Consider the following 20,690-nt stretch of genomic DNA (forward strand, 5'->3'; position numbering starts at 1 on the left):
TGTGGAGCTGGTGCTCAGCCCTGGCGCTGCTTGTGGCGCGGGTTGCTCTTGCAGATCACCATGACGCGACCGTGACGACGGATCACGCGGCAGTGGTCGCAGATGGGCTTGACGCTGGGGTTGACCTTCATAGTGCTTCCTGTTCGCTGTCTTCGTGCTCTCTCGTGCCGAGCCCCGTCACAGGGACTCGCCAGTCGACAGCCGTTACTTCTCGACCGATCAGCGGTAGCGGTAAACGATGCGCCCGCGGGTCAGGTCGTAGGGCGAAAGCTCCACGACCACGCGGTCTTCGGGGATGATGCGGATGTAGTTCTGCCGCATCTTTCCGGAGATCGTGGCGAGCACCTTGTGTCCGTTGCTGAGCTCAACGCGGAACATCGCGTTGGGCAGCGCCTCGGAAATGACGCCCTCGATCTCGATGACACCGTCTTTCTTAGCCATAGCCTCGCTGACGCTTCTGCAGATCGGTCGATCTGCGGTGGATGGGTGATGATAGCGGTGCTGCGCCGCCGAGTTGGGACACGCCAGAACAAGGCGCACGGCACCAAAGATCTATGATAGACCGTCGATGCCCGTGCGGCAAATGCGCGACGACGCAGCTACCGATTACTGCTGCGCGCGGTGACGCAGTCGAAGAAGCAGTCCGGCGACCAACAGCAGCGCTCCGAGAGCCACGGTCGTGATCGCGATCGTGCCACCCGTGGTCGCAAGTTCACCCTCGGGCGTCTCAGCCTGCGTGGTCGGAGCCGGCGTCGGCTCGACCGTGGGCTCCGAGGTCGGCGTCGGCTCCGGGGTCGGCGCGGGCTCCGGGTCCGGCGTGGGCTCGGGGGTCGGCGTGGGCTCGGGGCCCGGGCCGGGCGCGGGCACGAACGTGTTCAGCACCGAGATGCGGACGGGCTCCTGCGCGGATGCCTTCGTGATGACAGCCGGCGAACCGGACACCACCGGGGCACCCCAGGTGCCGGCCTCGGTGTCAGCGGGAAGATCCTCGCTCACCACGCAGGATGCTCCGACGGGTGCGACGATGGGGTCTGTCGTCTCACCGGCGGCGAGCTCCCACATTCCCGTGCTGACCTGCGCGTCGTTGATCGAGCAGCTGTACGCACCGCTGAAGGCAACCTGCGGAGCGTTCTCGCCCTGCACCGTCTTGGTGATGGTGAAGGCGCCCTCGACCTCAGGCTGCGGTTCCGGCTCCGGCCCCGGCGTGGAGCCGCAGGGATACTCGATCCACGGGTAGAAGTGCTGCTCGTTGCCCTGGCCGTCCATGATGATCGAGCCTGCGGTGTAGATGACGCCGTTGGTCGATGCCGTGATGCGCATCGCCGGAGCGTCGGTGGGGTCCGTCGCGGGCACCACGAGCGAACCGAGCACCTGGCTGCTGCCGTCGATGTGCACCGAGTCGGCATCTGCGAAGTTCCACAGCGTGCGCCCGGCCACCTGGCCGAACCGCGGAGCGTCCAGTCCGTCGACTCGGTCGCCGTTGTCGGTGAAGTAGGTCGGGGCCCAGACGACATCGCCGGAGCCGGTCACGTTCACGACCACGCTGGCGTGCTCGGGGATCTCCAGGAAGTGAATCGCAGGGTTCCCGCCGGTGAGCTCGTCAGCGGACACGGTGAACACCTGTCGCAAGCTAGCGCCGTCACCCGTGAACGTCAGGTTCCACTGGTCACCTGTCACCTCGCCGGTGTCGTCCCGCCCGGAGAACGCTTGCGACATGGCCGCGACGTCGGTCTCGGCCCAAGCGCTGACGGCATCCGCACCCATCCCCTCGGTGAGGGTTCCCTCGTTCAGGCGATACGCGGGTGCCGGGTAGGCGGGAGTCGTGTTGCCCCCGACCTGCACCGAGCCTCCGACGAGCTCGTCATCCGCGTTGGTCGCGTTGGCACCCACATCGAGCACCGTGTTCGCACCTTCGACACGGATGTCGCCGCCGACCGCGAGCATAACCTCACCGGGCGTGGGCGAGACGCCCGAGCCGACACCCACGGTGCCGACATTGAACCCCTTGCCGTTGCGGAAGGTCGCGTCGCCGAGAACAACAAGCAGCCCCTCGGACTCAGCCGATGCCGATTCGGCGATGAAGTCACCACCCGCGAACACGCCGATCTGGTCGTCGTGCCACACCTGGTTGTCGTTGGCGGGCGGTGGGAGCAGTTCGGGCGGGCACAGTGCGGTACTGAGACCTGCCGTCGCGCCGGGTGCCGACGTGGCGGCGACTGCCGGGCTGACAGCGATCAGGCCGGAGCCCAGGGCAACGCCCAGGGTTCCGAGCACGGCAAAAGAGCGGCGAAGAGACATGGTGGTGGGTCCTTCAGAAAGACGACAGGCGGTGTCGGTCCCGGGTCGGGACATCAACCAACCAGTCTACCCACTCACCGATCGTCTCTCCGCCGCTCCGCCGGAGTGTGCCGTCAGCGGTTGGAGATCAGGGCAGCACCTTGGGCAGCTCGGTGTTGATCTCGCTGTGGTCCAGGCGCGTGCCGTTGATGTCGACCGTCGGAGTACCGCGCACATCGTGCTTCTTGGCCTGGGCGGCACCGAACTTCTCGTAGGTGCCGTCGGCGATGCAGCTGACGGCGGCATCCGCACCGACCTGCTCCGCGATCTGCGCGAGCTGCTCATCGGTCAGACCGGGACCCGACTCCTGCGGCTGGTTCGCGAACAGCGCGTTCATGTAGTCCAGCGCCTTGTCTGGGGCGGCGTCGGCGACGCAGTACATCGCTCCCGCGGCACGGGACGAGTAGTTCGTCCCCTGCGAGAGGTGGTCGAGGATCGCGACCGGATAGATCTCCAGCGTGATGTCGTCGTTGGCCGCCGCCGACTGCAGGCTCTGCCCGTACGACTGTTCGAAGGCGTTGCACGCGGGGCACATGAAGTCCAGGTACGTGGCGACGACATCGTCGCCTTCGCCGAAGGTGATCGCGCCCGACTCCGCGTTGATGATGTCGCCGGTGGGCGCGGCCCCCGGGTCGTTCGCACGGTTGTTCATCCACACCACGAGCGCACCGAGTGCGACGAGCACCACCACGACCGCGGTCGAGATACCGATGACGAACCAGTTGTTCCTGCCCTGCGCAGCAGCCATAGACTTCCGATCTGTGTACGGCTCGCCGCGTCGGCGAACCTGTTGCCTCAACGAATATTCTGCCCGGACGTCGCTATGCCTGGCGTGTGAGACCTCAGGCGATCGGGGTCGGAGTCACGCCGAACGGAGCAAGACCGGCCGCTCCCCCATCCGGCGCAGTGAGCACCCAGATGCCGTTCTCGTGGCGGGCGACGCTGTGCTCCCAGTGGCAGCCGTCAGAACCGTCTACCGTCGATACCGTCCAGTCGTCGTCCTCGACGAACGTCGCCTCGCCACCGGCGGTGAGCATCGGCTCGATCGCAAGGGCCAGGCCCGGGCGGATCTCTGCACCAGGATCCGGCGTGCGGTAGTTGAACACGCTGGGTGCCTCGTGCATCTTGCGTCCGATGCCGTGACCGACGTACTCACGCAGGATGCCGTAGCTCTCCCCCGAAACCACGGACGGCCCCTGCGCCTCGACGTAGTCCTGAATCGCCGCGCCGATGTCGCCGATATGCGAGGCGGATGCCATCGCCGCGATTCCCGCCCACATCGACCCGTTCGTGACGCGGGAGAGCTCTTCTCGTCGCGCGAGAACATCAGCGGGCGCATCGCCGGGGACGATGAAGGTCACGGCGCTGTCTCCGTTCCACCCCTGGAACTGTGCGCCGCAGTCGACCGAGACGATGTCACCGGGCCGCAGCACACGGTCGCCGGGGATCCCGTGGACGACCTCTTCGTTCACCGAGATGCACGTCGTGTGCCGGTACCCGCGCACGAGTTTGAAGTTCGACTCCGCTCCACGCGCGATGATCACCCGCGACGCCTCGGCGTCAAGCTCAGCGGTGCTCACGCCCGCTCGCACCAGCGGGCGGAGCGCTTCGAGTGCCGCTGCCGTGATCCGGCCGGGCTCGACCATCGACCTCAGCTGCGCCGGGCTCTTGTAGATCGACTTACGAAACATCAGAACAGATCAGACCAGCTGTGCGATGCCGCGCGCGGCGAGGGCATCCGAAATCCGCGCGGTGATGTCGTCAAGAGAGCCGACGCCGTCGATACGGTCGACGATGCCACGCTCGGCGTACACCGAGATGATCGGAGCAGTCTCGTTCTCGTAGATGTCCAGGCGGTGCGCGATGGCCTCTTCCGTGTCATCCGAGCGCCCCTGCTCGACGGCACGCAGGCTCAGACGCGCGATGCTCTCGTCACGCGGCACATCCAGCAGCAGCACGGCGTCGAGCGAGGCACCCTGATCTGCGAGGAAGGCGTCGAGGTGCGCGACCTGAGCGGTGTTGCGCGGGTAGCCGTCGAGCAGGAAGCCCGTGGCGGCGTCCTCCTGCGAGAGCCGGTCACGAACGATCTCGCTGGTCAGTTCGTCGGGCACCAGGTCACCGGCATCCAGGATCGCGGTGACCTTCTGGCCGAGTTCGGTTCCCTGCTTGATGTTGGCGCGGAAGATGTCTCCGGTCGAGACGACGGGAATGCCCAGCGCCTCGGCGATACGGACACCCTGGGTGCCCTTTCCGGAGCCCTGCGGGCCGACGATCAGCAGTCGTGCGGTGGCGGTCATCTCAGGAGCCCTTCGTAGTGGCGCTGCTGCAGCTGCGCGTCGATCTGCTTCACCGTCTCAAGGCCGACACCCACGATGATGAGGATCGAGGCGCCGCCGAACGGGAAGTTCTGGTTCGCCTGCACCGTCGCCAGCGCGATCAGCGGGATCAGCGCGACGAAGCCGAGGTAGAGGGAACCGGGGAACGTAATCCTCGTGATCACGTAGTCGAGGTATTCCGCGGTCGGTCGTCCCGCGCGAATGCCGGGGATGAACCCGCCGTACTTCTTCATGTTGTCGGCGACCTCGACCGGGTTGAACGTGATCGCGACGTAGAAGTAGGTGAAGCCGATGATCAGCAGGAAGTACACGGCCATGTACAGCGGCTGGTCGCCCGAGGCGAGGTATTGGTTGACCCAGACCACCCACGCGGCCGGCTCGCTGCCATCGGTGGGGGTGTTGAACTGCGCGACCAGCATCGGCAGGTACAGCAGCGACGAGGCGAAGATGATCGGGATAACACCCGCCATGTTGACCTTGATCGGGATGTAGGTGTTCGTCCCGCCGTAGGTGCGGCGTCCGACCATGCGCTTCGCGTACTGCACGGGCACGCGGCGCTGCGACTGCTCGACGAACACGACCATGCCCATCACGACGATGCCGATCAGCAGCACAAGCAGGAAGACCTCGAAGCCCTTGGCCTCCCAGATGCCCCACATGGCGGCCGGGAAGGTCGCGGCGATCGAGGTGAAGATCAGCAGCGACATGCCGTTGCCGATACCGCGCTCGGTGACCAGCTCGGCGAACCACATGATCAGACCCGTGCCTGCGGTCATCGCCATGATGATGAGCAGCTGCGCCCACCACACGTCATTGGTCAGCAGGTTGTTGCAGGCCGCGACGTCGGTCGTGCCGAACAGCTGACCGCTGCGCGCCACCGTCACCAGGGTCGCCGACTGCAGCAGTGCGAGGGCGATGGTCAGGTAGCGGGTGTACTGCGTCAGCTTGCTCTGGCCGGCCTGGCCCTCTTTGTGCAGTGCTTCGAAGTGCGGGATGACCACACGCAGCAGCTGCGTGATGATCGTCGCGGTGATGTATGGCATCACACCGAGCGCGAAGATCGACAGCTGCAGCAGCGCGCCGCCGGAGAACAGGTTCACGAGGCCCAGCAGGCCGTCAGTGCCGGCGTTCGCCGCGAGGCACTGCTCGACGTTCGGGAAGTTCACGAACGGAGCAGGCACATTCGAGCCGAGACGGTACAGCGCGATGATGCCGATGGTGAAAAGGATCTTCCGCCGCAGATCAGGTGTGCGGAAGATTCGCGCGATGGCGCTAAACAAGGGCGTTCCTCCTGAAGGGATTGCCGAACGTCGAAGGACGGCCGAATGTCCAGAGTAACGCAAAGGAGGGGCCGGAGAATCTCCGACCCCTCCTCGCGTTCACGACGGGACTATCAGTTGACCGAACCGCCGGCGGCGACGATCTTCTGCTCGGCGCTGCCCGAGACCTTGTCGACCGACACCGTGAGCTTGACCGAGATGTCGCCGTCGCCGAGGACCTTGACCTTCTCGTTCTTGCGGACGGCGCCCTTTGCGACCAGGTCGCTGACGGTGACATCGCCACCGGCCGGGTAGAGCTCGGCGAGCTTGGCCAGGTTCACGACCTGGTACTCGACGCGGAACGGGTTCTTGAACCCGCGCAGCTTCGGGGTGCGCATGTGCAGCGGCATCTGCCCACCCTCGAAGCCGACCCGCACGGTGTTGCGGGCCTTGGTGCCCTTGGTTCCGCGACCGGCCGTCTTACCCTTCGAGCCCTCACCGCGACCCACGCGGGTCTTGGCGGTGTTGGCACCCGGGACGGGACGGAGGTGGTGCACCTTCAGAACGGCGGGACGCGCTGCCGGAGCAGCCTTCGTCTCAGCCTTCTTGGATGCAGCAGCCTTCTTGGCGGCGGGCTTCTTCGTGGCCTTCTCGGCCTCGACGGCCTCGTTCTTCTCAGCCATTAGTCGATCTCCTCAACCTTGACGAGGTGAGCGACGGTGCGGACGTAGCCGCGCGTCTGGGCGTCGTCGGGACGGACGACCGAGTCGCCGATCCGCTTGAGGCCGAGCGAACGCAGCGTGTCGCGCTGGTTCTGCTTCTCACTCACCTTGGACTTCACCTGCGTGACCTTGAGGCGCGCGGCCATCAGGCACCTACCTTCTGCGCAGCGGCGGCGGCAGCGGCCTTCGCCTCGTTGCGGATGATGATCTCGGGCACGACCGCGTCGTAGTCGAGACCACGACGGGCGGCCACGGCGCGCGGCTCCTCGAGGCCCTGCAGGGCCTCGACGGTCGCGTGCACGATGTTGATCGTGTTCGACGAACCGAGCGACTTCGACAGGACGTCGTGGATGCCAGCGCACTCGAGCACGGCGCGGACCGGACCACCGGCGATAACACCGGTACCGGCAGCGGCCGGACGCAGCAGCACAACACCGGCTGCGGCCTCACCCTGCACGGGGTGCGGGATGGTCGAACCGACGCGCGGGACGCGGAAGAAGTTGCGCTTGGCCTCTTCGACACCCTTAGAGATAGCCAGGGGCACCTCGCGGGCCTTGCCGTAGCCGACGCCCACCAGACCGTTGCCGTCACCGACGACCACGAGAGCGGTGAAGCTGAAGCGACGTCCACCCTTCACGACCTTCGAGACGCGGTTGATGGTGACGACGCGCTCGAGGAACTGGTTGTCCCCACGGTCGCGCGAGTTGCGGTCGCGGCTCTGACCACGGTCGCGGCCTCCGCGACGGCCGTCACGCTGCTCGCGCTGCGGCTCGGCCTGAGCCTCGGCAGGAGCGGTTTCGGTCACTTCGTTCTCCTTGTTGTCACTCACAGTGCCAGCCCCCCTTCGCGGGCGCCATCGGCGATGGCTGCGACACGACCGGCGTAGCGGTTGCCGCCACGGTCGAACACTGCCTCGGAAACGCCGGCGGCCTTCGCACGCTCAGCGACGAGCTCGCCCACCTTGCGTGCCTTGGCGGTCTTGTCACCGTCGAAGGAGCGCAGGTCGGTCTCGAGCGTGGAAGCGGATGCCACGGTGTGACCCTTGGCGTCGTCGACCAGCTGCACGAAGACGTGACGAGCAGAGCGGTTGACGACCAGACGCGGGCGCAGCTCGGTGCCGACGATCTTCTTGCGAAGACGGGCGTGGCGACGCGCGCGGGCGGCGGACTTGGACTTCACAGCCATGGTTACTTACCAGCCTTTCCGGCCTTGCGACGCACGACCTCGCCGGCGTAGCGCACGCCCTTGCCCTTGTACGGCTCGGGCTTGCGGATCTTGCGGATGTTCGCAGCTGCCTCGCCGACAGCCTGCTTGTCGATGCCACTGACCGTCAGCTTGTTGGTGCCCTCGACCGTCAGCGTGATGCCCGCGGGCGGCTCGATGACGACCGGGTGCGAGAAGCCGAGGGCGAACTCGACCGAGCTGCCCTTCTGCTGCACGCGGTAACCGGTGCCGACGACCTCAAGGCCCTTGGTGTAGCCCTGGGTGACGCCGATGATGTTGTTGTTGATGAGCGTACGAGTCAGGCCGTGCAGTGCACGCGACTCACGCTCGTCGTCCGGGCGGGTGACCAGAACCTGGTTCTCCTCGACCGTGATCTCGATGGGACGGGCCAGTTCGAGCGTCAGCTCGCCCTTGGGGCCCTTGACTGCGACCTCACGGCCGTCGACCGAAACGGTGACGCCCGCGGGAATGTCGATGGGAAGTCGTCCGATACGCGACATGTCAGATCACCACACGTAGGCGAGAACTTCTCCGCCCACGCCCTTCTGCTCAGCCTGACGGTCGGTGAGAAGACCGGAGGAGGTGGACAGGATGGCAACGCCCAGGCCGCCGAGAACCGAAGGCAGTTCGGTCGACTTCGCGTAGACGCGCAGACCGGGCTTCGACACGCGCTTGATGCCGGCGATGGAGCGCTCACGGTTGGGGCCGTACTTGAGCGACAGGGTGAGGTTGCTGCCGACGCGCGCGTCGGTGACCTCGAAGCCAGAGATGTAGCCCTCCTGCTGGAGGATCTCGGCGATGTTCGTCTTGAGCTTGCTCGACGGCATGGTCACGGAGTCGTGGTGCGCCGAGTTCGCGTTGCGCAGACGGGTCAGCATGTCTGCGACCGGGTCTGTCATCGTCATAATGATTTTCCTTTGTTCATGAGGTTCCGGCTGCCGTTACACGACAGACGGCCTGCTATGAGCCTTGCCCTGCTGGGCACGCAATCTTCAATTGTACGGGGTGTGGGGAGGGGCGCCGTACAGCTCCCCTCCCCACACCGCCGGATCACGCTGCGGCGTCAGCGGCCTTGAACGGGAAGCCGAGCGCACGCAGCAGAGCGCGGCCCTCGTCGTCCGTCTTGGCCGTGGTGACCACGGTGATGTCGAAGCCGCGGACGCGGTCGATCTTGTCCTGATCGATCTCGTGGAACACGCTCTGCTCCTGGAGACCGAAGGTGTAGTTGCCGTTGCCGTCAAACTGGTCACCCGACAGACCGCGGAAGTCGCGGATGCGGGGCAGAGCCAGGTTCACCAGGCGGTCGACGAACTCCCACGCGCGGTCGCCACGCAGGGTGACGTGCGCGCCGATGGCCTGACCCTCACGCAGCTTGAACTGCGCGATGGACTTGCGGGCCTTCGTGACGACCGGCTTCTGACCGGTGATCTTGGTGAGGTCGGCGATGGCGCCCTCGATCACCTTGCTGTCGCGAGCTGCCTCGCCGACACCGGTGTTGACGACAACCTTGACCAGGCCGGGGATCTGCATGACGTTGGCGTAGCCGAACTGCTCCTGCAGAGCCTTCTTGATCTCGGTGTTGTACTTCTGCTTCAGGCGGGGCTGCGTAGCTGCCATCAGAGGTCCTTACCTGACTTCTTCGCGAAACGCACGCGAACCGTGCGCTTCACGCCGTCCTTGACCTGCTCCTCAACCCGGTGGCCGACGCGAGTCGGCTCCTTGGTCGAGGGGTCGACGACGGCGACGTTGGAGATGTGGATCGGGGCCTCGACGGTCTCGATGCCACCGGTCTTGGTGCCGCGCTGCGTCTGGCCCACACGGGTGTGGCGGGTGACGAAGTTCACGCCCTCCACGACGACGCGGTTCTGCTCGACGAGGACCTCGAGGACCTTGCCCTGCTTACCGCGGTCGCCGCCCTTGTCCTGCTTGCGGCCGGTGATGACCTGAACGAGGTCACCCTTCTTGATGTTCGCCATGATCAGATGACCTCCGGGGCGAGCGAGACGATCTTCATGAACTTCTTGTCACGAAGCTCGCGACCGACCGGTCCGAAGATACGGGTGCCGCGGGGCTCCCCGTCGTTCTTCAGGATGACGGCGGCGTTCTCGTCGAACTTGATGTACGAGCCGTCGGGACGGCGCGTGGACTTTGCGGTACGGACGATGACGGCCTTGACCACATCGCCCTTCTTGACGTTGCCGCCGGGGATCGCGTCCTTGACCGTGGCAACGATGGTGTCGCCCAGACCCGCGTAGCGGCGGCGCGAGCCACCGAGGATGCGGATCGTGAGCAGTTCCTTCGCGCCGGAGTTGTCGGCGACCTTGAGGCGGGACTCCTGCTGAATCACTTGGCCTTCTCCAGAATCTCAACCAGACGCCAGCGCTTGGTGGCGCTCAGCGGCCGGGTCTCGTTGATGAGGACCAGGTCGCCGATACCGGCGGTGTTGTTCTCGTCGTGCGCCTTGACCTTCTCGGTGCGGCGGATGACCTTGCCGTAGAGCGGGTGCTTCACGCGGTCTTCGACCTCGACGACGATGGTCTTGTCCATCTTGTCGCTGACGACGTAGCCACGACGGGCCTTGCGGTACCCGCGGGCGTCGGCGTCGCGCACGTCGTGCTCGGCGTGCTCTGCTGCCTTCTTCTCAGCCATTACTCGGCCTCCTCCTTCGGCGCGTCGTCAGCCGCAGCTTCCTTCTTCGCCTTCGCCTTGGACGCCTTCTTCGCCGGAGCCTCGACGGGAGCGGGCGTCGCGCGGATGCCCAGCTCTCGCTCGCGGATCACGGTGTAGAGGCGCGCGATGTCGCGCTTGACGGCGCGGATGCGGCCGTGGCTCTCCAGCTGGCCGGTGGCCGACTGGAAACGGAGGTTGAACAGCTCCTCCTTGGCCTTGCGCAGCTCCTCGACGAGGCGCTGGTCTTCGAACGTGTCGAGCTCGGCAGGTGCGAGCTCCTTGGTGCCGATCGCCATTACGCGTCGCCCTCCTCGCGCTTGATGATGCGTGCCTTGAGCGGCAGCTTGTGAATGGCCCGGGTGAGGGCTTCGCGTGCGAGCTCCTCATTCACGCCCGCGACCTCGAAGAGGACACGGCCCGGCTTGACGTTGGCGACCCACCACTCGGGCGAACCCTTACCGGAACCCATGCGGGTTTCGGCGGGCTTCTTCGTGAGCGGACGGTCGGGGTAGATGTTGATCCACACCTTTCCACCACGCTTGATGTGACGGGTCATCGCGATACGAGCGGACTCGATCTGACGGTTGGTCACGTAGGCGGGGGTCAGAGCCTGGATGCCGAACTCACCGAAGGACACCTTGGTGCCGCCGGTCGCCTGGCCCGAACGCTTCGGGTGGTGCTGCTTGCGGTACTTGACCTTGCGAGGGATGAGCATTATGCCGACGCTCCTTCTGCGACCGGTGCCTCGTTGCGCGGGGCACGACGGCGGTCGCCACGGTCACGAGCCGGCTTCTGGTTGGCCTGCTCGCGTGCGAGTTCCTTGTTGGTGAGATCGCCCTTGTAGATCCAGACCTTCACGCCGATGCGGCCGAAGGTGGTCTTGGCCTCGTAGAAGCCGTAGTCGATGTTCGCGCGCAGCGTGTGCAGCGGCACACGACCCTCGCGGTAGAACTCCGAACGGCTCATCTCTGCGCCGCCGAGACGGCCGGAGACCTGGATACGAATACCCTTGGCGCCGGCGCGCTGAGCACCCTGCAGGCCCTTGCGCATCGCGCGACGGAACGCCACACGTGCGGAGAGCTGCTCGGCGATGCCCTGGGCGACGAGCTGAGCGTCAGCCTCGGGGTTCTTGACCTCGAGGATGTTCAGCTGGATCTGCTTGCCGGTGAGCTTCTCGAGGTCGCCGCGGATGCGCTCGGCCTCGGCGCCACGGCGACCGATGACGATACCGGGACGCGCGGTGTGGATGTCCACACGCACGCGGTCACGGGTGCGCTCGATCTCGATGTTCGAGACGCCGGCACGGTCGAGCTGCGTCTGCAGCAGGTTGCGGATCTTGATGTCCTCGGCGACGTAGTCGGCGTAACGCTGACCGGGCTTCGTCGAGTCCGAGAACCAACGAGACACGTGGTCGGTCGTGATGCCGAGACGGAAGCCGTACGGGTTGACCTTCTGGCCCATTACTTGCTCGCCTTCTTCGTCGTGGCCGCCTCGGCGGGCGCGTCAGCGACCTCCGGAGTGGCCAGCACGACCGTGATGTGGCTCGTGCGCTTCTTGATCTGGAATGCACGACCCTGAGCGCGCGGCTGGAACCGCTTGAGCGTCGTGCCCTCGTCGACGTACGCGTTCTTCACGTACAGGTCCTGCTCGTCGAGGTACTCGCCGTCGCGATCGGCCTTGACCGATGCGTTCGCGATTGCAGCGTGCACGAGCTTGTAGATCGGCTCGCTGGCACCCTGAGGCGCGAACTTCAGGATGGCCAGGGCCTCCTGAGCCTGCTTGCCCTTGATGAGCGCGACGACACGACGAGCCTTCTGAGGGGTCACGCGGATGTGTCGCACGCGTGCGATGGACTCCACCATTTCTCTCTCCTCTATCGCCCCCGCGTCAGCGGCGGCGGCCCTTCTTGTCGTCCTTCACGTGGCCGCGGAAGGTGCGGGTGGGCGCGAACTCGCCCAGCTTGTGGCCGACCATGGTCTCGGTCACGAACACGGGGATGTGCTTGCGACCGTCATGCACGGCGATGGTGTGACCCAGCATGGCCGGGATGATCATCGAACGGCGCGACCAGGTCTTGATGACGTTCTTGGAACCGGCTTCGTTCTGACCGACCACCTTGCGAAGCAGGTGCTCGTCGACGAAGGGGCCCTTCTTGAGACTGCGTGGCATCTTCCTCTACTCCTACTTGCGCTTCTTGCCAGCGTTGCGGCGGCGGACGATGTACTGGTCACTTTCCTTGTTGGCGTGACGGGTACGACCCTCAGCCTGACCCCACGGGGAAACGGGGTGACGACCACCGGAGGTCTTACCCTCACCACCACCGTGCGGGTGGTCGACCGGGTTCATCGCGACACCACGGACGGTCGGGCGGACGCCCTTCCAGCGCTTGCGGCCGGCCTTACCCCAGTTGATGTTCGACTGCTCGGCGTTGCCGACCTCGCCGATGGTCGCGCGGCAGCGCGCATCGACGTTGCGGATCTCGCCCGAGGGCAGACGCAGCTGAGCGAACGGGCCGTCCTTCGCGACCAGACGCACCGAGGCGCCGGCCGAGCGTGCCATCTTGGCGCCGCCGCCGGGGCGGAGCTCGATGGCGTGGATGACCGTACCGGTCGGGATGTTCTTCAGCGGCAGGTTGTTGCCGGGCTTGATGTCAGCCGAAGGACCCGACTCGACGATGTCACCCTGCTTCAGCTTGTTCGGGGCGATGATGTAGCGCTTCTCGCCGTCGAAGTAGTGCAGCAGTGCGATGCGTGCGGTGCGGTTGGGGTCGTACTCGATGTGAGCGACCTTGGCGTTGATGCCGTCCTTGTCGTTACGACGGAAGTCGATGACGCGGTACTGGCGCTTGTGTCCACCGCCGATGTGGCGGGTGGTGATGCGGCCCTGGTTGTTACGACCACCGGTCTTCGAAAGGGGACGCAGCAGCGACTTCTCAGGCGTCGATCGGGTGATCTCGGCGAAGTCCGCTACCGACGAACCGCGACGGCCCGGGGTCGTGGGCTTGTACTTGCGAATAGCCATGTTCTGTCCTTATCCCCCGGTCAGCCGACTGCCGTGAAGATGTCGATGGAACCCGACTTCAGCGAGACGATGGCGCGCTTGGTGTCCTTGCGCTTACCGGTGCCGAAGCGGGTGCGACGGGCCTTGCCGACGCGGTTGATCGTGTTGACCGACGCCACCTTGACACCGAAGATCTTCTCGATGGCGAGCTTGATCTCGGTCTTCGAAGCGCGGGGGTCGACGAGGAAGGTGTACTTGCCCTCGTCGATCAGGCCGTAGCTCTTTTCAGAGACGACCGGTCCCAGGATGATGTCGCGCGGGTCCTTGTTCAGAGCCGCTGCGAGAGGGTTCTGCTCGCTCATGCCGAGACCTCCTCGGTTGCGCCGGTCTTCGAGGCGATGAAGCCCTCGAGCGCGGCCTTGGTGAAGACGATGTCGTCGGAGACGATGACGTCGTAGGCGTTCAGCTGGTCGAAGCTGAGGATGTGCACGTTCGCGAGGTTGCGGACGCTCTTCAGCGTCAGCTCGTCGTTGCGCTCGATGACGACCAGCACGTTCTTCGACGGAGCCACGGCGGCGATCAGGCCGGCTGCGGTCTTGGTCGAAGGGGTGCTGTCAGCGACGAACGCCTCAACGGCGTGCAGGCGCTCACCGCGGAAGCGGTCGCTCAGCGCGCCACGGAGGGCAGCGGCGATCATCTTCTTGGGGGTGCGCTGCGAGTAGTCGCGCGGCTGCGGGCCGTGGACCGTGCCACCGCCGCGGTGCTGCGGCATGCGGATCGAGCCCTGGCGCGCGTTACCGGTGCCCTTCTGCTTGAAGGGCTTGGTGCCGGAGCCGGACACGTCGCCACGAGTCTTCGTAGCGTGCGTTCCCTGGCGTGCAGCAGCCTGCTGCGCGACGACGACCTGGTGGATCAGCGGGACGTTGGTCTCGACGTTGAAGATCGCGGCGGGCAGCTCGACCGAGCCTGCCTTCTTGCCGTCGACCGTCAGGACGTCGATTGCGAGAGTCGAGTCAGCCATAAGATCAGGCACCCTTCACTGCGTTGCGGACGTACACGATACGACCACGCGCGCCGGGGACTGCGCCCTTGACGAGCATGAGTCCCTTCTCGACGTCGATGGCGTGCACCTTGAGGTTGAGGACGGTCACACGCTCGCCACCCATACGGCCGGCCATGCGCATGCCCTTGAAGACGCGGCTGGGCGTCGACGAGGCACCGATGGAACCGGGCTTGCGGTGGTTGCGGTGTGCACCGTGCGACGCCGAGACACCGGCGAAGTTGTGGCGCTTCATGACACCGGCGGTGCCCTTACCCTTGCTGGTACCGACCACGTCGACCAGCTGGCCCGCCTCGAACACGCCGTCAACGGTGAGCTCCTGGCCCAGCGAGTAGTCAGCGGCATCCGCGGTGCGGATCTCGGTGACGTGACGACGCGGCGTGACGCCGGCTGCCTCGAAGTGAGCGGTCAGGGGCTTGTTCACCTTGCGCGGGTCGATCTGGCCATACGCGATCTGAACAGCCTTGTAGCCGTCCTTCTCGGGCGTACGGACCTGGGTGACCACGTTGGGAGCCAGCTCGATGACGGTGACGGGAACGAGCTTGCCGTTCGCGTCCCAGACCTGGGTCATGCCGAGCTTCGTGCCGAGCATGCCCTTGGAAACCTTGGAGTTGATGTCAACCATGGCGGACCTCAGAGCTTGATCTCGATGTTGACGTCGGCCGGGAGGTCGAGACGCATCAGCGAGTCGACAGCCTTCGGCGTCGGGTCGACGATGTCGATCAGACGCTTGTGGGTGCGCATCTCGAAGTGCTCGCGGCTGTCCTTGTACTTGTGGGGCGACCGGATGACGCACACGACGTTCTTCTCGGTCGGAAGCGGCACGGGGCCGACGACGGTCGCGCCCGCGCGGGTCACGGTGTCGACGATCTTACGTGCCGACGTGTCGATGACCTCGTGGTCATACGACTTCAGGCGAATGCGGATCTTCTGTCCCGCCATTTGTCTGCTCTCTCTCTATAGGCGTCGTACCGACCGGGACCGGGTGGCCCTGGGGCATTGGACGCACGGTGGCGCTGTTCGCGCCTCTGCATCACTGTTCTGATGTCAGCCCGACCTTCACCGCGCACGCACGGCGAAGCCCTCGACAAGAGGAATCGGATTGTCTGTTCTGCTGCCCGCGGCCTAGAACCCTGCGCACGCCCCGAAGGGCCCGCCGTCTATGCACTGCCATGACAGTGATTCCGCGCATCACGAAGAGCGCAGAAATGTGGAACCTGTCTATTCTGCCATGCCCGATTCGACTACTGCAAACCCGGGCGTGTCGCGCACGAAGAAGGCGGCGCACCCGAGGGTGCGCCGCCTTCAGATCAGACTGCCGTCACTCGTTGCCGACGGCCTTGTCCACGTTGTCGCGAACGTCGTCGATAGCATCCGCAGCACCCGGTGCTACCTTCTTAGCGAAGTCGGCGACGCCGTCGAGAAGCTTGTCGCTGATGTCCTCGGCCTGGTCACTCTTGACCGCGTCCTCAATCGTCTCCTTGTGCTCCTCGTAGAGAGCCTTGCCCTTGTCCACGATGTCGTCGAAACCCATCGCCTACCTCCCGCGCGGTATGTGAGGACAGACCCTCTGTCCTCCTGCTCTTTTCTACACGAAAGAGGGGCCGGACCCTCAGGTCCGACCCCTCTTCTGAAGCAGATGCTTACGCGATGACCTTCGTCACCGTGCCGGCGCCAACGGTGCGGCCACCCTCACGGATAGCGAAGCCGAGGCCCTCCTCCATAGCGATCGGCTGGATCAGCTCGACCGTCATGTCGGTGGTGTCGCCGGGCATGACCATCTCGGTGCCCTCGGGCAGCGAGATGACGCCGGTGACGTCGGTGGTGCGGAAGTAGAACTGCGGGCGGTAGTTCGTGTAGAACGGGTTGTGACGGCCACCCTCGTCCTTCGAGAGGATGTAGGCAGTGCCCTCGAAGTTGGTGTGCGGGGTGATCGAGCCCGGCTTCACGACGACCTGGCCGCGCTCGACGTCCTCGCGCTTGGTGCCGCGGAGCAGCAGACCACAGTTCTCGCCGGCCCATGCCTCGTCGAGCTGCTTGTGGAACATCTCGATACCGGTGACGGTCGTCTTCTGCGTCGGGCGCAGACCCACGATCTCGACCTCGGAGTTGATGGCCAGCGTGCCACGCTCGGCGCGGCCCGTGACGACGGTTCCACGACCGGTGATCGTGAAGACGTCCTCGATCGGCATCAGGAAGGGCTTGTCGCGGTCACGCTCGGGGTCGGGGATGTTGTCATCCGCGGCCTGCATGAGGTCGAGGATCGCCTGGACCCACTTCTCTTCACCCTCGAGTGCCTTGAGAGCGGAAACCTGGATGACCGGAGCGTCGTCGCCGGGGAAGCCCTGCGACGAGAGCAGCTCGCGGACCTCGAGCTCGACGAGCTCCAGGATCTCCTCGTCGTCGACCATGTCGCTCTTGTTCAGCGCGACCATCAGGTACGGCACGCCGACCTGCTTGGCGAGCAGCACGTGCTCGCGGGTCTGAGCCATCGGGCCGTCGGTGGCGGCGACGACGAGGATCGCGCCGTCCATCTGTGCGGCACCGGTGATCATGTTCTTGACGTAGTCGGCGTGACCGGGTGCGTCAACGTGCGCGTAGTGGCGCTTCGGGGTCTCGTACTCGATGTGCGAGATGTTGATCGTGATACCGCGCTGACGCTCCTCGGGAGCGGAGTCGATGGTGTTGAAGTCACGCTGGACGTTCGTGTCGGACGGGTACTTGTCAGCAAGCACCTTCGAGATCGCGGCAGACAGGGTGGTCTTGCCGTGGTCGACGTGACCGATCGTTCCGATGTTGACGTGCGGCTTGGTCCGCTCGAACTTGGCCTTGGCCACTGGGTCCTCCTCAGGACGTTCGTGTAGAGATCGCCGGGCACTGGATTGTGACCGGCTCCCTACTGGTTTCGGTTTCTCAGTTTAGTAGAGAGTGAATGTGAAGTTGTGGGGTACCCGGGCCCCTGCCCTGCGCTCTCGCGAACGAGGCAGGAGCCCGAGTGAAGGGCTTACTCGCCCTTGGTCTTCTGGATGATCTCGTCGGCGACGACGCGGGGAACCTCAGCGTAGCTGTCGAATTCCATCGCGTACACCGCGCGGCCCGAGGTCTTCGAGCGCAGGTCACCGATGTAGCCGAACATCTCGGACAGCGGCACCGAAGCGCGCACCACCTTGACGCCCTGGGCATCCTCCATCGACTGGATCTGGCCACGACGCGAGTTCAGGTCACCGATGACGTCACCCATGTACTCCTCGGGAGTACGCACCTCGACCGCCATCAGCGGCTCGAGCAGCACGGGGTTGGCCCGGCGCAGGGCCTCCTTGAAGCCCATGGAACCCGCGATCTTGAACGCCATCTCCGAGGAGTCGACGTCGTGCGCGGCACCATCGACCAGCGTCGCCTTGACACCGACCATCGGGTAGCCGGCGAGCACGCCGACGTTCATCGCGTCCTGGAAGCCCGCGTCCACCGAAGGGATGTACTCGCGCGGAACGCGACCACCGGTGACCGAGTTCACGAACTCGTAGGTCTTCTCGGAGTCCAGCTCGAGCGGCTCGATGTTGAACTGGATCTTCGCGAACTGACCCGAACCACCGGTCTGCTTCTTGTGGGTGTAGTCGTGCTTCTCGACGGCCTTCTTGATCGTCTCGCGGTAGGCCACCTGCGGCTTTCCGACGTTCGCCTCGACGCGGAACTCGCGCTTCATGCGGTCGACGAGGATGTCGAGGTGCAGCTCGCCCATGCCCTTGATGGTCGTCTGACCGGTCTCGGGGTTCAGCTCCGTGCGGAACGTCGGGTCCTCTTCTGCGAGCTTCTGGATCGCGAGACCCAGCTTCTCCTGGTCGGCCTTGGTCTTCGGCTCGATCGCGACCTCGATGACCGGCTCCGGGAACGTCATCGACTCGAGGACGACCGGGGCGGCCGGGTCGGCGAGGGTGTCACCGGTGGTGGTGTCCTTCAGACCGATGACGGCGTAGATGTTACCCGCGGTGAGCGAGTCGACCGGGTTCTCCTTGTTGGCGTGCATCTGGAAGATCTTCCCGATGCGCTCCTTCTTGCCCTTGGTCGAGTTGATCACGGCCGAGCCCGAGTCGAGGTGACCCGAGTACACGCGGACGTAGGTGAGACGACCGAAGAACGGGTGCACGGCGACCTTGAATGCCAGCGCCGAGAACGGGTCGTTGGCGTCGGGGTGACGCTCGATGACCTTCTCTTCGTCCTTCGGGTCGTGCGCCTCGATGGCACCCACGTCGAGCGGGTTGGGCAGGAAGTCGACGACGGCGTCCAGCATGGGCTGCACACCGCGGTTCTTGAACGCCGAACCGCACAGCACCGGGTAGATCTCGTTGGCGACGACCATCTTGCGGATGGCGCCCTTGATCTCGGCGATCGAGAGCTCCTCGCCACCGAAGAACTTCTCCAGCAGCGCGTCGTCGGACTCGGCGACGGTCTCCAGCAGCTGCTGGCGGTACTCCTCGGCCTTCTCCTTGAGGTCGGCCGGGATCTCCTGCACCTCGTACGAGGCGCCCATCGTCACGTCACCCTTGGCGTCGCCGGGCCACACCAGTGCGCGCATCTCGAGCAGGTCGACGACGCCGATGAAGTCGCTCTCGGAGCCGATCGGGAGCTGCAGCACGAGCGGCTTGGCACCCAGACGGTTCACGATCGTGTCGACGGTGTAGTAGAAGTCGGCGCCCAGCTTGTCCATCTTGTTGACGAAGCAGATACGCGGAACGTTGTACTTGTCGGCCTGACGCCACACGGTCTCGGACTGGGGCTCAACGCCCTCCTTGCCGTCGAAGACCGCGACAGCGCCGTCGAGCACGCGCAGCGAGCGCTCGACCTCGACCGTGAAGTCGACGTGGCCGGGGGTGTCGATGATGTTGATCTGGTTCTTGTTCCAGAAGCAGGTCACGGCGGCCGACGTGATCGTGATGCCGCGCTCCTTCTCCTGCTCCATCCAGTCGGTGGTCGCGCCACCATCGTGGGTCTCGCCGAGCTTGTGGTTGACACCCGTGTAGAACAGGATGCGCTCGGTCGTGGTGGTCTTGCCGGCATCGATGTGCGCCATGATGCCGATGTTGCGGACCTTGCTCAGGTCGGTGAGCACTTCTTGTGCCACGGGGGTTCCTCCGGGATGGTTCAGGAACGAACAGAGAGTGCGAGCGGATGCCGCGGGTGCGGCATCCGCTCAGCCCTTTACCAGCGGTAGTGGGCGAAGGCGCGGTTCGACTCGGCCATCTTGTGGGTGTCCTCGCGGCGCTTGACCGCTGCACCCAGACCGTTCGAGGCGTCGAGGATCTCGTTCTGCAGGCGCTCGGTCATCGTCTTCTCACGACGACCCTTCGCGTAGCTGACCAGCCAGCGCAGTGCGAGGGTGTTCGCACGGTGCGGCTTGACCTCGACGGGGACCTGGTAGGTCGAGCCACCGACGCGGCGGCTGCGGACCTCAAGGGTGGGGCGCACGTTGTCGAGCGCCTTCTTCAGGGTGGCGACGGCGTCCTGGCCGCTCTTGGCCTCGACGCCGCGGAGGGCGCCGTAGACGATCGACTCGGCGAGCGACTTCTTGCCGTCGACGAGGATCTTGTTCACGAGCGAGGTGACGATCGGTGCACCGTATACGGGGTCGTTGACGACCGGGCGCTTGGGGGCGGGACCCTTACGAGGCATCTAACTCAACCCTTCTTTGCGCCGTAGCGAGAGCGACTCTGCTTACGGTTCTTGACTGCCTGGGTGTCGAGTGCACCACGGACGATCTTGTAGCGGACACCGGGAAGGTCCTTGACACGACCACCGCGCACGAGCACCAGCGAGTGCTCCTGCAGGTTGTGGCCCTCACCGGGGATGTAGGCGGTGACCTCGGTGCCGTTGCGGAGCTTCACACGAGCGACCTTACGCATCGCCGAGTTCGGCTTCTTCGGGGTGGTGGTGTAGACGCGGGTGCACACCCCGGCCTGCTGCGGGTTCGACTTCAGGGCGGGCGCCTTGGTCTTGGTGACCTTCGGCGAACGTCCCTTGCGAACCAACTGCTGAATAGTTGGCACGTTCTCTCCTCTTAGTGCTGCACGGTGACAGCGTGATGGGT

At 65.3% G+C, this 20,690-nt stretch carries 32 protein-coding genes; all 32 read right to left on the minus strand.

The window, feature by feature from the left end; translation table 11 throughout:
* Window positions 1–14: 14 nt before the first annotated feature.
* Window positions 15–131 carry a 50S ribosomal protein L36 gene (gene rpmJ, locus ACLD0U_RS10980; RefSeq protein ID WP_071644008.1) on the minus strand — a complete coding sequence of 39 codons (117 nt, stop codon included), beginning with the start codon at window positions 129–131 and terminating at the stop codon, window positions 15–17.
* A gap of 88 nt (window positions 132–219) precedes the next feature.
* Window positions 220–441: a translation initiation factor IF-1 gene (gene infA, locus ACLD0U_RS10985; RefSeq protein WP_017201569.1), complete on the minus strand. Its 222-nt coding sequence runs from the start codon at window positions 439–441 to the stop codon at window positions 220–222.
* Window positions 442–606: 165 nt separating this feature from the next.
* The gene (locus tag ACLD0U_RS10990) at window positions 607–2,298 is read right to left on the minus strand and encodes a choice-of-anchor A family protein (RefSeq protein ID WP_410340638.1); all 1,692 of its coding nucleotides are present in this window, start codon (window positions 2,296–2,298) and stop codon (window positions 607–609) included.
* A gap of 127 nt (window positions 2,299–2,425) precedes the next feature.
* Window positions 2,426–3,085, minus strand: coding sequence for a DsbA family protein (locus tag ACLD0U_RS10995; RefSeq protein WP_410340639.1), 660 nt, complete (start codon window positions 3,083–3,085; stop codon window positions 2,426–2,428).
* A gap of 94 nt (window positions 3,086–3,179) precedes the next feature.
* Window positions 3,180–4,028: a type I methionyl aminopeptidase gene (map, locus tag ACLD0U_RS11000; RefSeq protein WP_410340640.1), complete on the minus strand. Its 849-nt coding sequence runs from the start codon at window positions 4,026–4,028 to the stop codon at window positions 3,180–3,182.
* A gap of 9 nt (window positions 4,029–4,037) precedes the next feature.
* Complete coding sequence (locus ACLD0U_RS11005; protein ID WP_179410075.1) at window positions 4,038–4,634, minus strand: adenylate kinase; 597 nt, start codon at window positions 4,632–4,634, stop codon at window positions 4,038–4,040.
* Window positions 4,631–5,953, minus strand: a complete 1,323-nt coding sequence (gene secY, locus ACLD0U_RS11010) for a preprotein translocase subunit SecY (RefSeq protein ID WP_179410074.1) — start codon at window positions 5,951–5,953, stop codon at window positions 4,631–4,633. Before secY ends, ACLD0U_RS11005 begins: the two co-directional genes overlap by 4 nt.
* Window positions 5,954–6,066: 113 nt before the next feature.
* Entirely contained in the window at window positions 6,067–6,615 is a 549-nt protein-coding gene (gene rplO / locus ACLD0U_RS11015) for a 50S ribosomal protein L15 (RefSeq protein WP_218847916.1), read from the minus strand.
* The gene (gene rpmD / locus ACLD0U_RS11020) at window positions 6,615–6,800 is read right to left on the minus strand and encodes a 50S ribosomal protein L30 (RefSeq protein ID WP_018171461.1); all 186 of its coding nucleotides are present in this window, start codon (window positions 6,798–6,800) and stop codon (window positions 6,615–6,617) included. The genes rplO and rpmD overlap by 1 nt, the downstream gene beginning before the upstream one ends.
* Window positions 6,800–7,483: a 30S ribosomal protein S5 gene (rpsE, locus tag ACLD0U_RS11025; RefSeq protein WP_179410073.1), complete on the minus strand. Its 684-nt coding sequence runs from the start codon at window positions 7,481–7,483 to the stop codon at window positions 6,800–6,802. Before rpsE ends, rpmD begins: the two co-directional genes overlap by 1 nt.
* The gene (rplR, locus tag ACLD0U_RS11030; RefSeq protein ID WP_206551478.1) at window positions 7,480–7,839 is read right to left on the minus strand and encodes a 50S ribosomal protein L18; all 360 of its coding nucleotides are present in this window, start codon (window positions 7,837–7,839) and stop codon (window positions 7,480–7,482) included. Before rplR ends, rpsE begins: the two co-directional genes overlap by 4 nt.
* A 2-nt stretch (window positions 7,840–7,841) precedes the next feature.
* The gene (rplF, locus tag ACLD0U_RS11035) at window positions 7,842–8,378 is read right to left on the minus strand and encodes a 50S ribosomal protein L6 (protein ID WP_206551477.1); all 537 of its coding nucleotides are present in this window, start codon (window positions 8,376–8,378) and stop codon (window positions 7,842–7,844) included.
* A gap of 6 nt (window positions 8,379–8,384) precedes the next feature.
* Window positions 8,385–8,783 carry a 30S ribosomal protein S8 gene (rpsH, locus tag ACLD0U_RS11040; RefSeq protein ID WP_179410070.1) on the minus strand — a complete coding sequence of 133 codons (399 nt, stop codon included), beginning with the start codon at window positions 8,781–8,783 and terminating at the stop codon, window positions 8,385–8,387.
* Between the two features lie 145 nt (window positions 8,784–8,928).
* A complete protein-coding gene (rplE, locus tag ACLD0U_RS11045) occupies window positions 8,929–9,495 on the minus strand; it encodes a 50S ribosomal protein L5 (protein ID WP_179410069.1) in 567 nt (188 codons plus the stop codon).
* A complete protein-coding gene (gene rplX / locus ACLD0U_RS11050) occupies window positions 9,495–9,854 on the minus strand; it encodes a 50S ribosomal protein L24 (RefSeq protein ID WP_179410068.1) in 360 nt (119 codons plus the stop codon). Before rplX ends, rplE begins: the two co-directional genes overlap by 1 nt.
* A 2-nt stretch (window positions 9,855–9,856) precedes the next feature.
* Window positions 9,857–10,225 (minus strand): 50S ribosomal protein L14, encoded by a 369-nt coding sequence (gene rplN, locus ACLD0U_RS11055; protein ID WP_206551475.1) that lies wholly within the window; start codon window positions 10,223–10,225, stop codon window positions 9,857–9,859.
* Window positions 10,222–10,527, minus strand: coding sequence for a 30S ribosomal protein S17 (gene rpsQ / locus ACLD0U_RS11060; RefSeq protein ID WP_179410066.1), 306 nt, complete (start codon window positions 10,525–10,527; stop codon window positions 10,222–10,224). The genes rplN and rpsQ overlap by 4 nt, the downstream gene beginning before the upstream one ends.
* Window positions 10,527–10,844: a 50S ribosomal protein L29 gene (gene rpmC, locus ACLD0U_RS11065; protein WP_179410065.1), complete on the minus strand. Its 318-nt coding sequence runs from the start codon at window positions 10,842–10,844 to the stop codon at window positions 10,527–10,529. The genes rpsQ and rpmC overlap by 1 nt, the downstream gene beginning before the upstream one ends.
* Entirely contained in the window at window positions 10,844–11,263 is a 420-nt protein-coding gene (gene rplP / locus ACLD0U_RS11070; RefSeq protein ID WP_179410064.1) for a 50S ribosomal protein L16, read from the minus strand. The genes rpmC and rplP overlap by 1 nt, the downstream gene beginning before the upstream one ends.
* A complete protein-coding gene (gene rpsC / locus ACLD0U_RS11075; protein ID WP_179410063.1) occupies window positions 11,263–12,009 on the minus strand; it encodes a 30S ribosomal protein S3 in 747 nt (248 codons plus the stop codon). Before rpsC ends, rplP begins: the two co-directional genes overlap by 1 nt.
* Window positions 12,009–12,410, minus strand: a complete 402-nt coding sequence (gene rplV, locus ACLD0U_RS11080) for a 50S ribosomal protein L22 (RefSeq protein WP_179410062.1) — start codon at window positions 12,408–12,410, stop codon at window positions 12,009–12,011. The genes rpsC and rplV overlap by 1 nt, the downstream gene beginning before the upstream one ends.
* Before the next feature lie 25 nt (window positions 12,411–12,435).
* Complete coding sequence (gene rpsS, locus ACLD0U_RS11085; protein ID WP_179410061.1) at window positions 12,436–12,717, minus strand: 30S ribosomal protein S19; 282 nt, start codon at window positions 12,715–12,717, stop codon at window positions 12,436–12,438.
* A gap of 12 nt (window positions 12,718–12,729) precedes the next feature.
* Window positions 12,730–13,569, minus strand: coding sequence for a 50S ribosomal protein L2 (gene rplB / locus ACLD0U_RS11090; RefSeq protein WP_179410060.1), 840 nt, complete (start codon window positions 13,567–13,569; stop codon window positions 12,730–12,732).
* A gap of 20 nt (window positions 13,570–13,589) precedes the next feature.
* Window positions 13,590–13,910 carry a 50S ribosomal protein L23 gene (gene rplW / locus ACLD0U_RS11095; RefSeq protein WP_179410059.1) on the minus strand — a complete coding sequence of 107 codons (321 nt, stop codon included), beginning with the start codon at window positions 13,908–13,910 and terminating at the stop codon, window positions 13,590–13,592.
* The gene (gene rplD / locus ACLD0U_RS11100; RefSeq protein WP_179410058.1) at window positions 13,907–14,569 is read right to left on the minus strand and encodes a 50S ribosomal protein L4; all 663 of its coding nucleotides are present in this window, start codon (window positions 14,567–14,569) and stop codon (window positions 13,907–13,909) included. Before rplD ends, rplW begins: the two co-directional genes overlap by 4 nt.
* Window positions 14,570–14,573: 4 nt before the next feature.
* Window positions 14,574–15,233, minus strand: coding sequence for a 50S ribosomal protein L3 (rplC, locus tag ACLD0U_RS11105; protein ID WP_179410057.1), 660 nt, complete (start codon window positions 15,231–15,233; stop codon window positions 14,574–14,576).
* An 8-nt stretch (window positions 15,234–15,241) separates the two neighbouring features.
* A complete protein-coding gene (gene rpsJ, locus ACLD0U_RS11110) occupies window positions 15,242–15,550 on the minus strand; it encodes a 30S ribosomal protein S10 (protein ID WP_017201594.1) in 309 nt (102 codons plus the stop codon).
* Window positions 15,551–15,929: 379 nt separating this feature from the next.
* Entirely contained in the window at window positions 15,930–16,142 is a 213-nt protein-coding gene (locus ACLD0U_RS11115; protein ID WP_206551473.1) for a hypothetical protein, read from the minus strand.
* A 109-nt stretch (window positions 16,143–16,251) separates the two neighbouring features.
* Window positions 16,252–17,445 carry an elongation factor Tu gene (gene tuf, locus ACLD0U_RS11120; protein ID WP_206551472.1) on the minus strand — a complete coding sequence of 398 codons (1,194 nt, stop codon included), beginning with the start codon at window positions 17,443–17,445 and terminating at the stop codon, window positions 16,252–16,254.
* 167 nt (window positions 17,446–17,612) lie between these two features.
* Window positions 17,613–19,727: an elongation factor G gene (gene fusA, locus ACLD0U_RS11125; protein WP_206551471.1), complete on the minus strand. Its 2,115-nt coding sequence runs from the start codon at window positions 19,725–19,727 to the stop codon at window positions 17,613–17,615.
* Between the two features lie 77 nt (window positions 19,728–19,804).
* Window positions 19,805–20,275 carry a 30S ribosomal protein S7 gene (gene rpsG, locus ACLD0U_RS11130; RefSeq protein ID WP_179410053.1) on the minus strand — a complete coding sequence of 157 codons (471 nt, stop codon included), beginning with the start codon at window positions 20,273–20,275 and terminating at the stop codon, window positions 19,805–19,807.
* 5 nt (window positions 20,276–20,280) lie between these two features.
* A complete protein-coding gene (gene rpsL, locus ACLD0U_RS11135) occupies window positions 20,281–20,649 on the minus strand; it encodes a 30S ribosomal protein S12 (protein ID WP_179410052.1) in 369 nt (122 codons plus the stop codon).
* Window positions 20,650–20,690: the final 41 nt, after the last annotated feature.

The organism is Microbacterium sp. 2216-1, from assembly GCF_046507855.1.
Taxonomy (GTDB): Bacteria; Actinomycetota; Actinomycetes; order Actinomycetales; family Microbacteriaceae; genus Microbacterium; species Microbacterium esteraromaticum_C.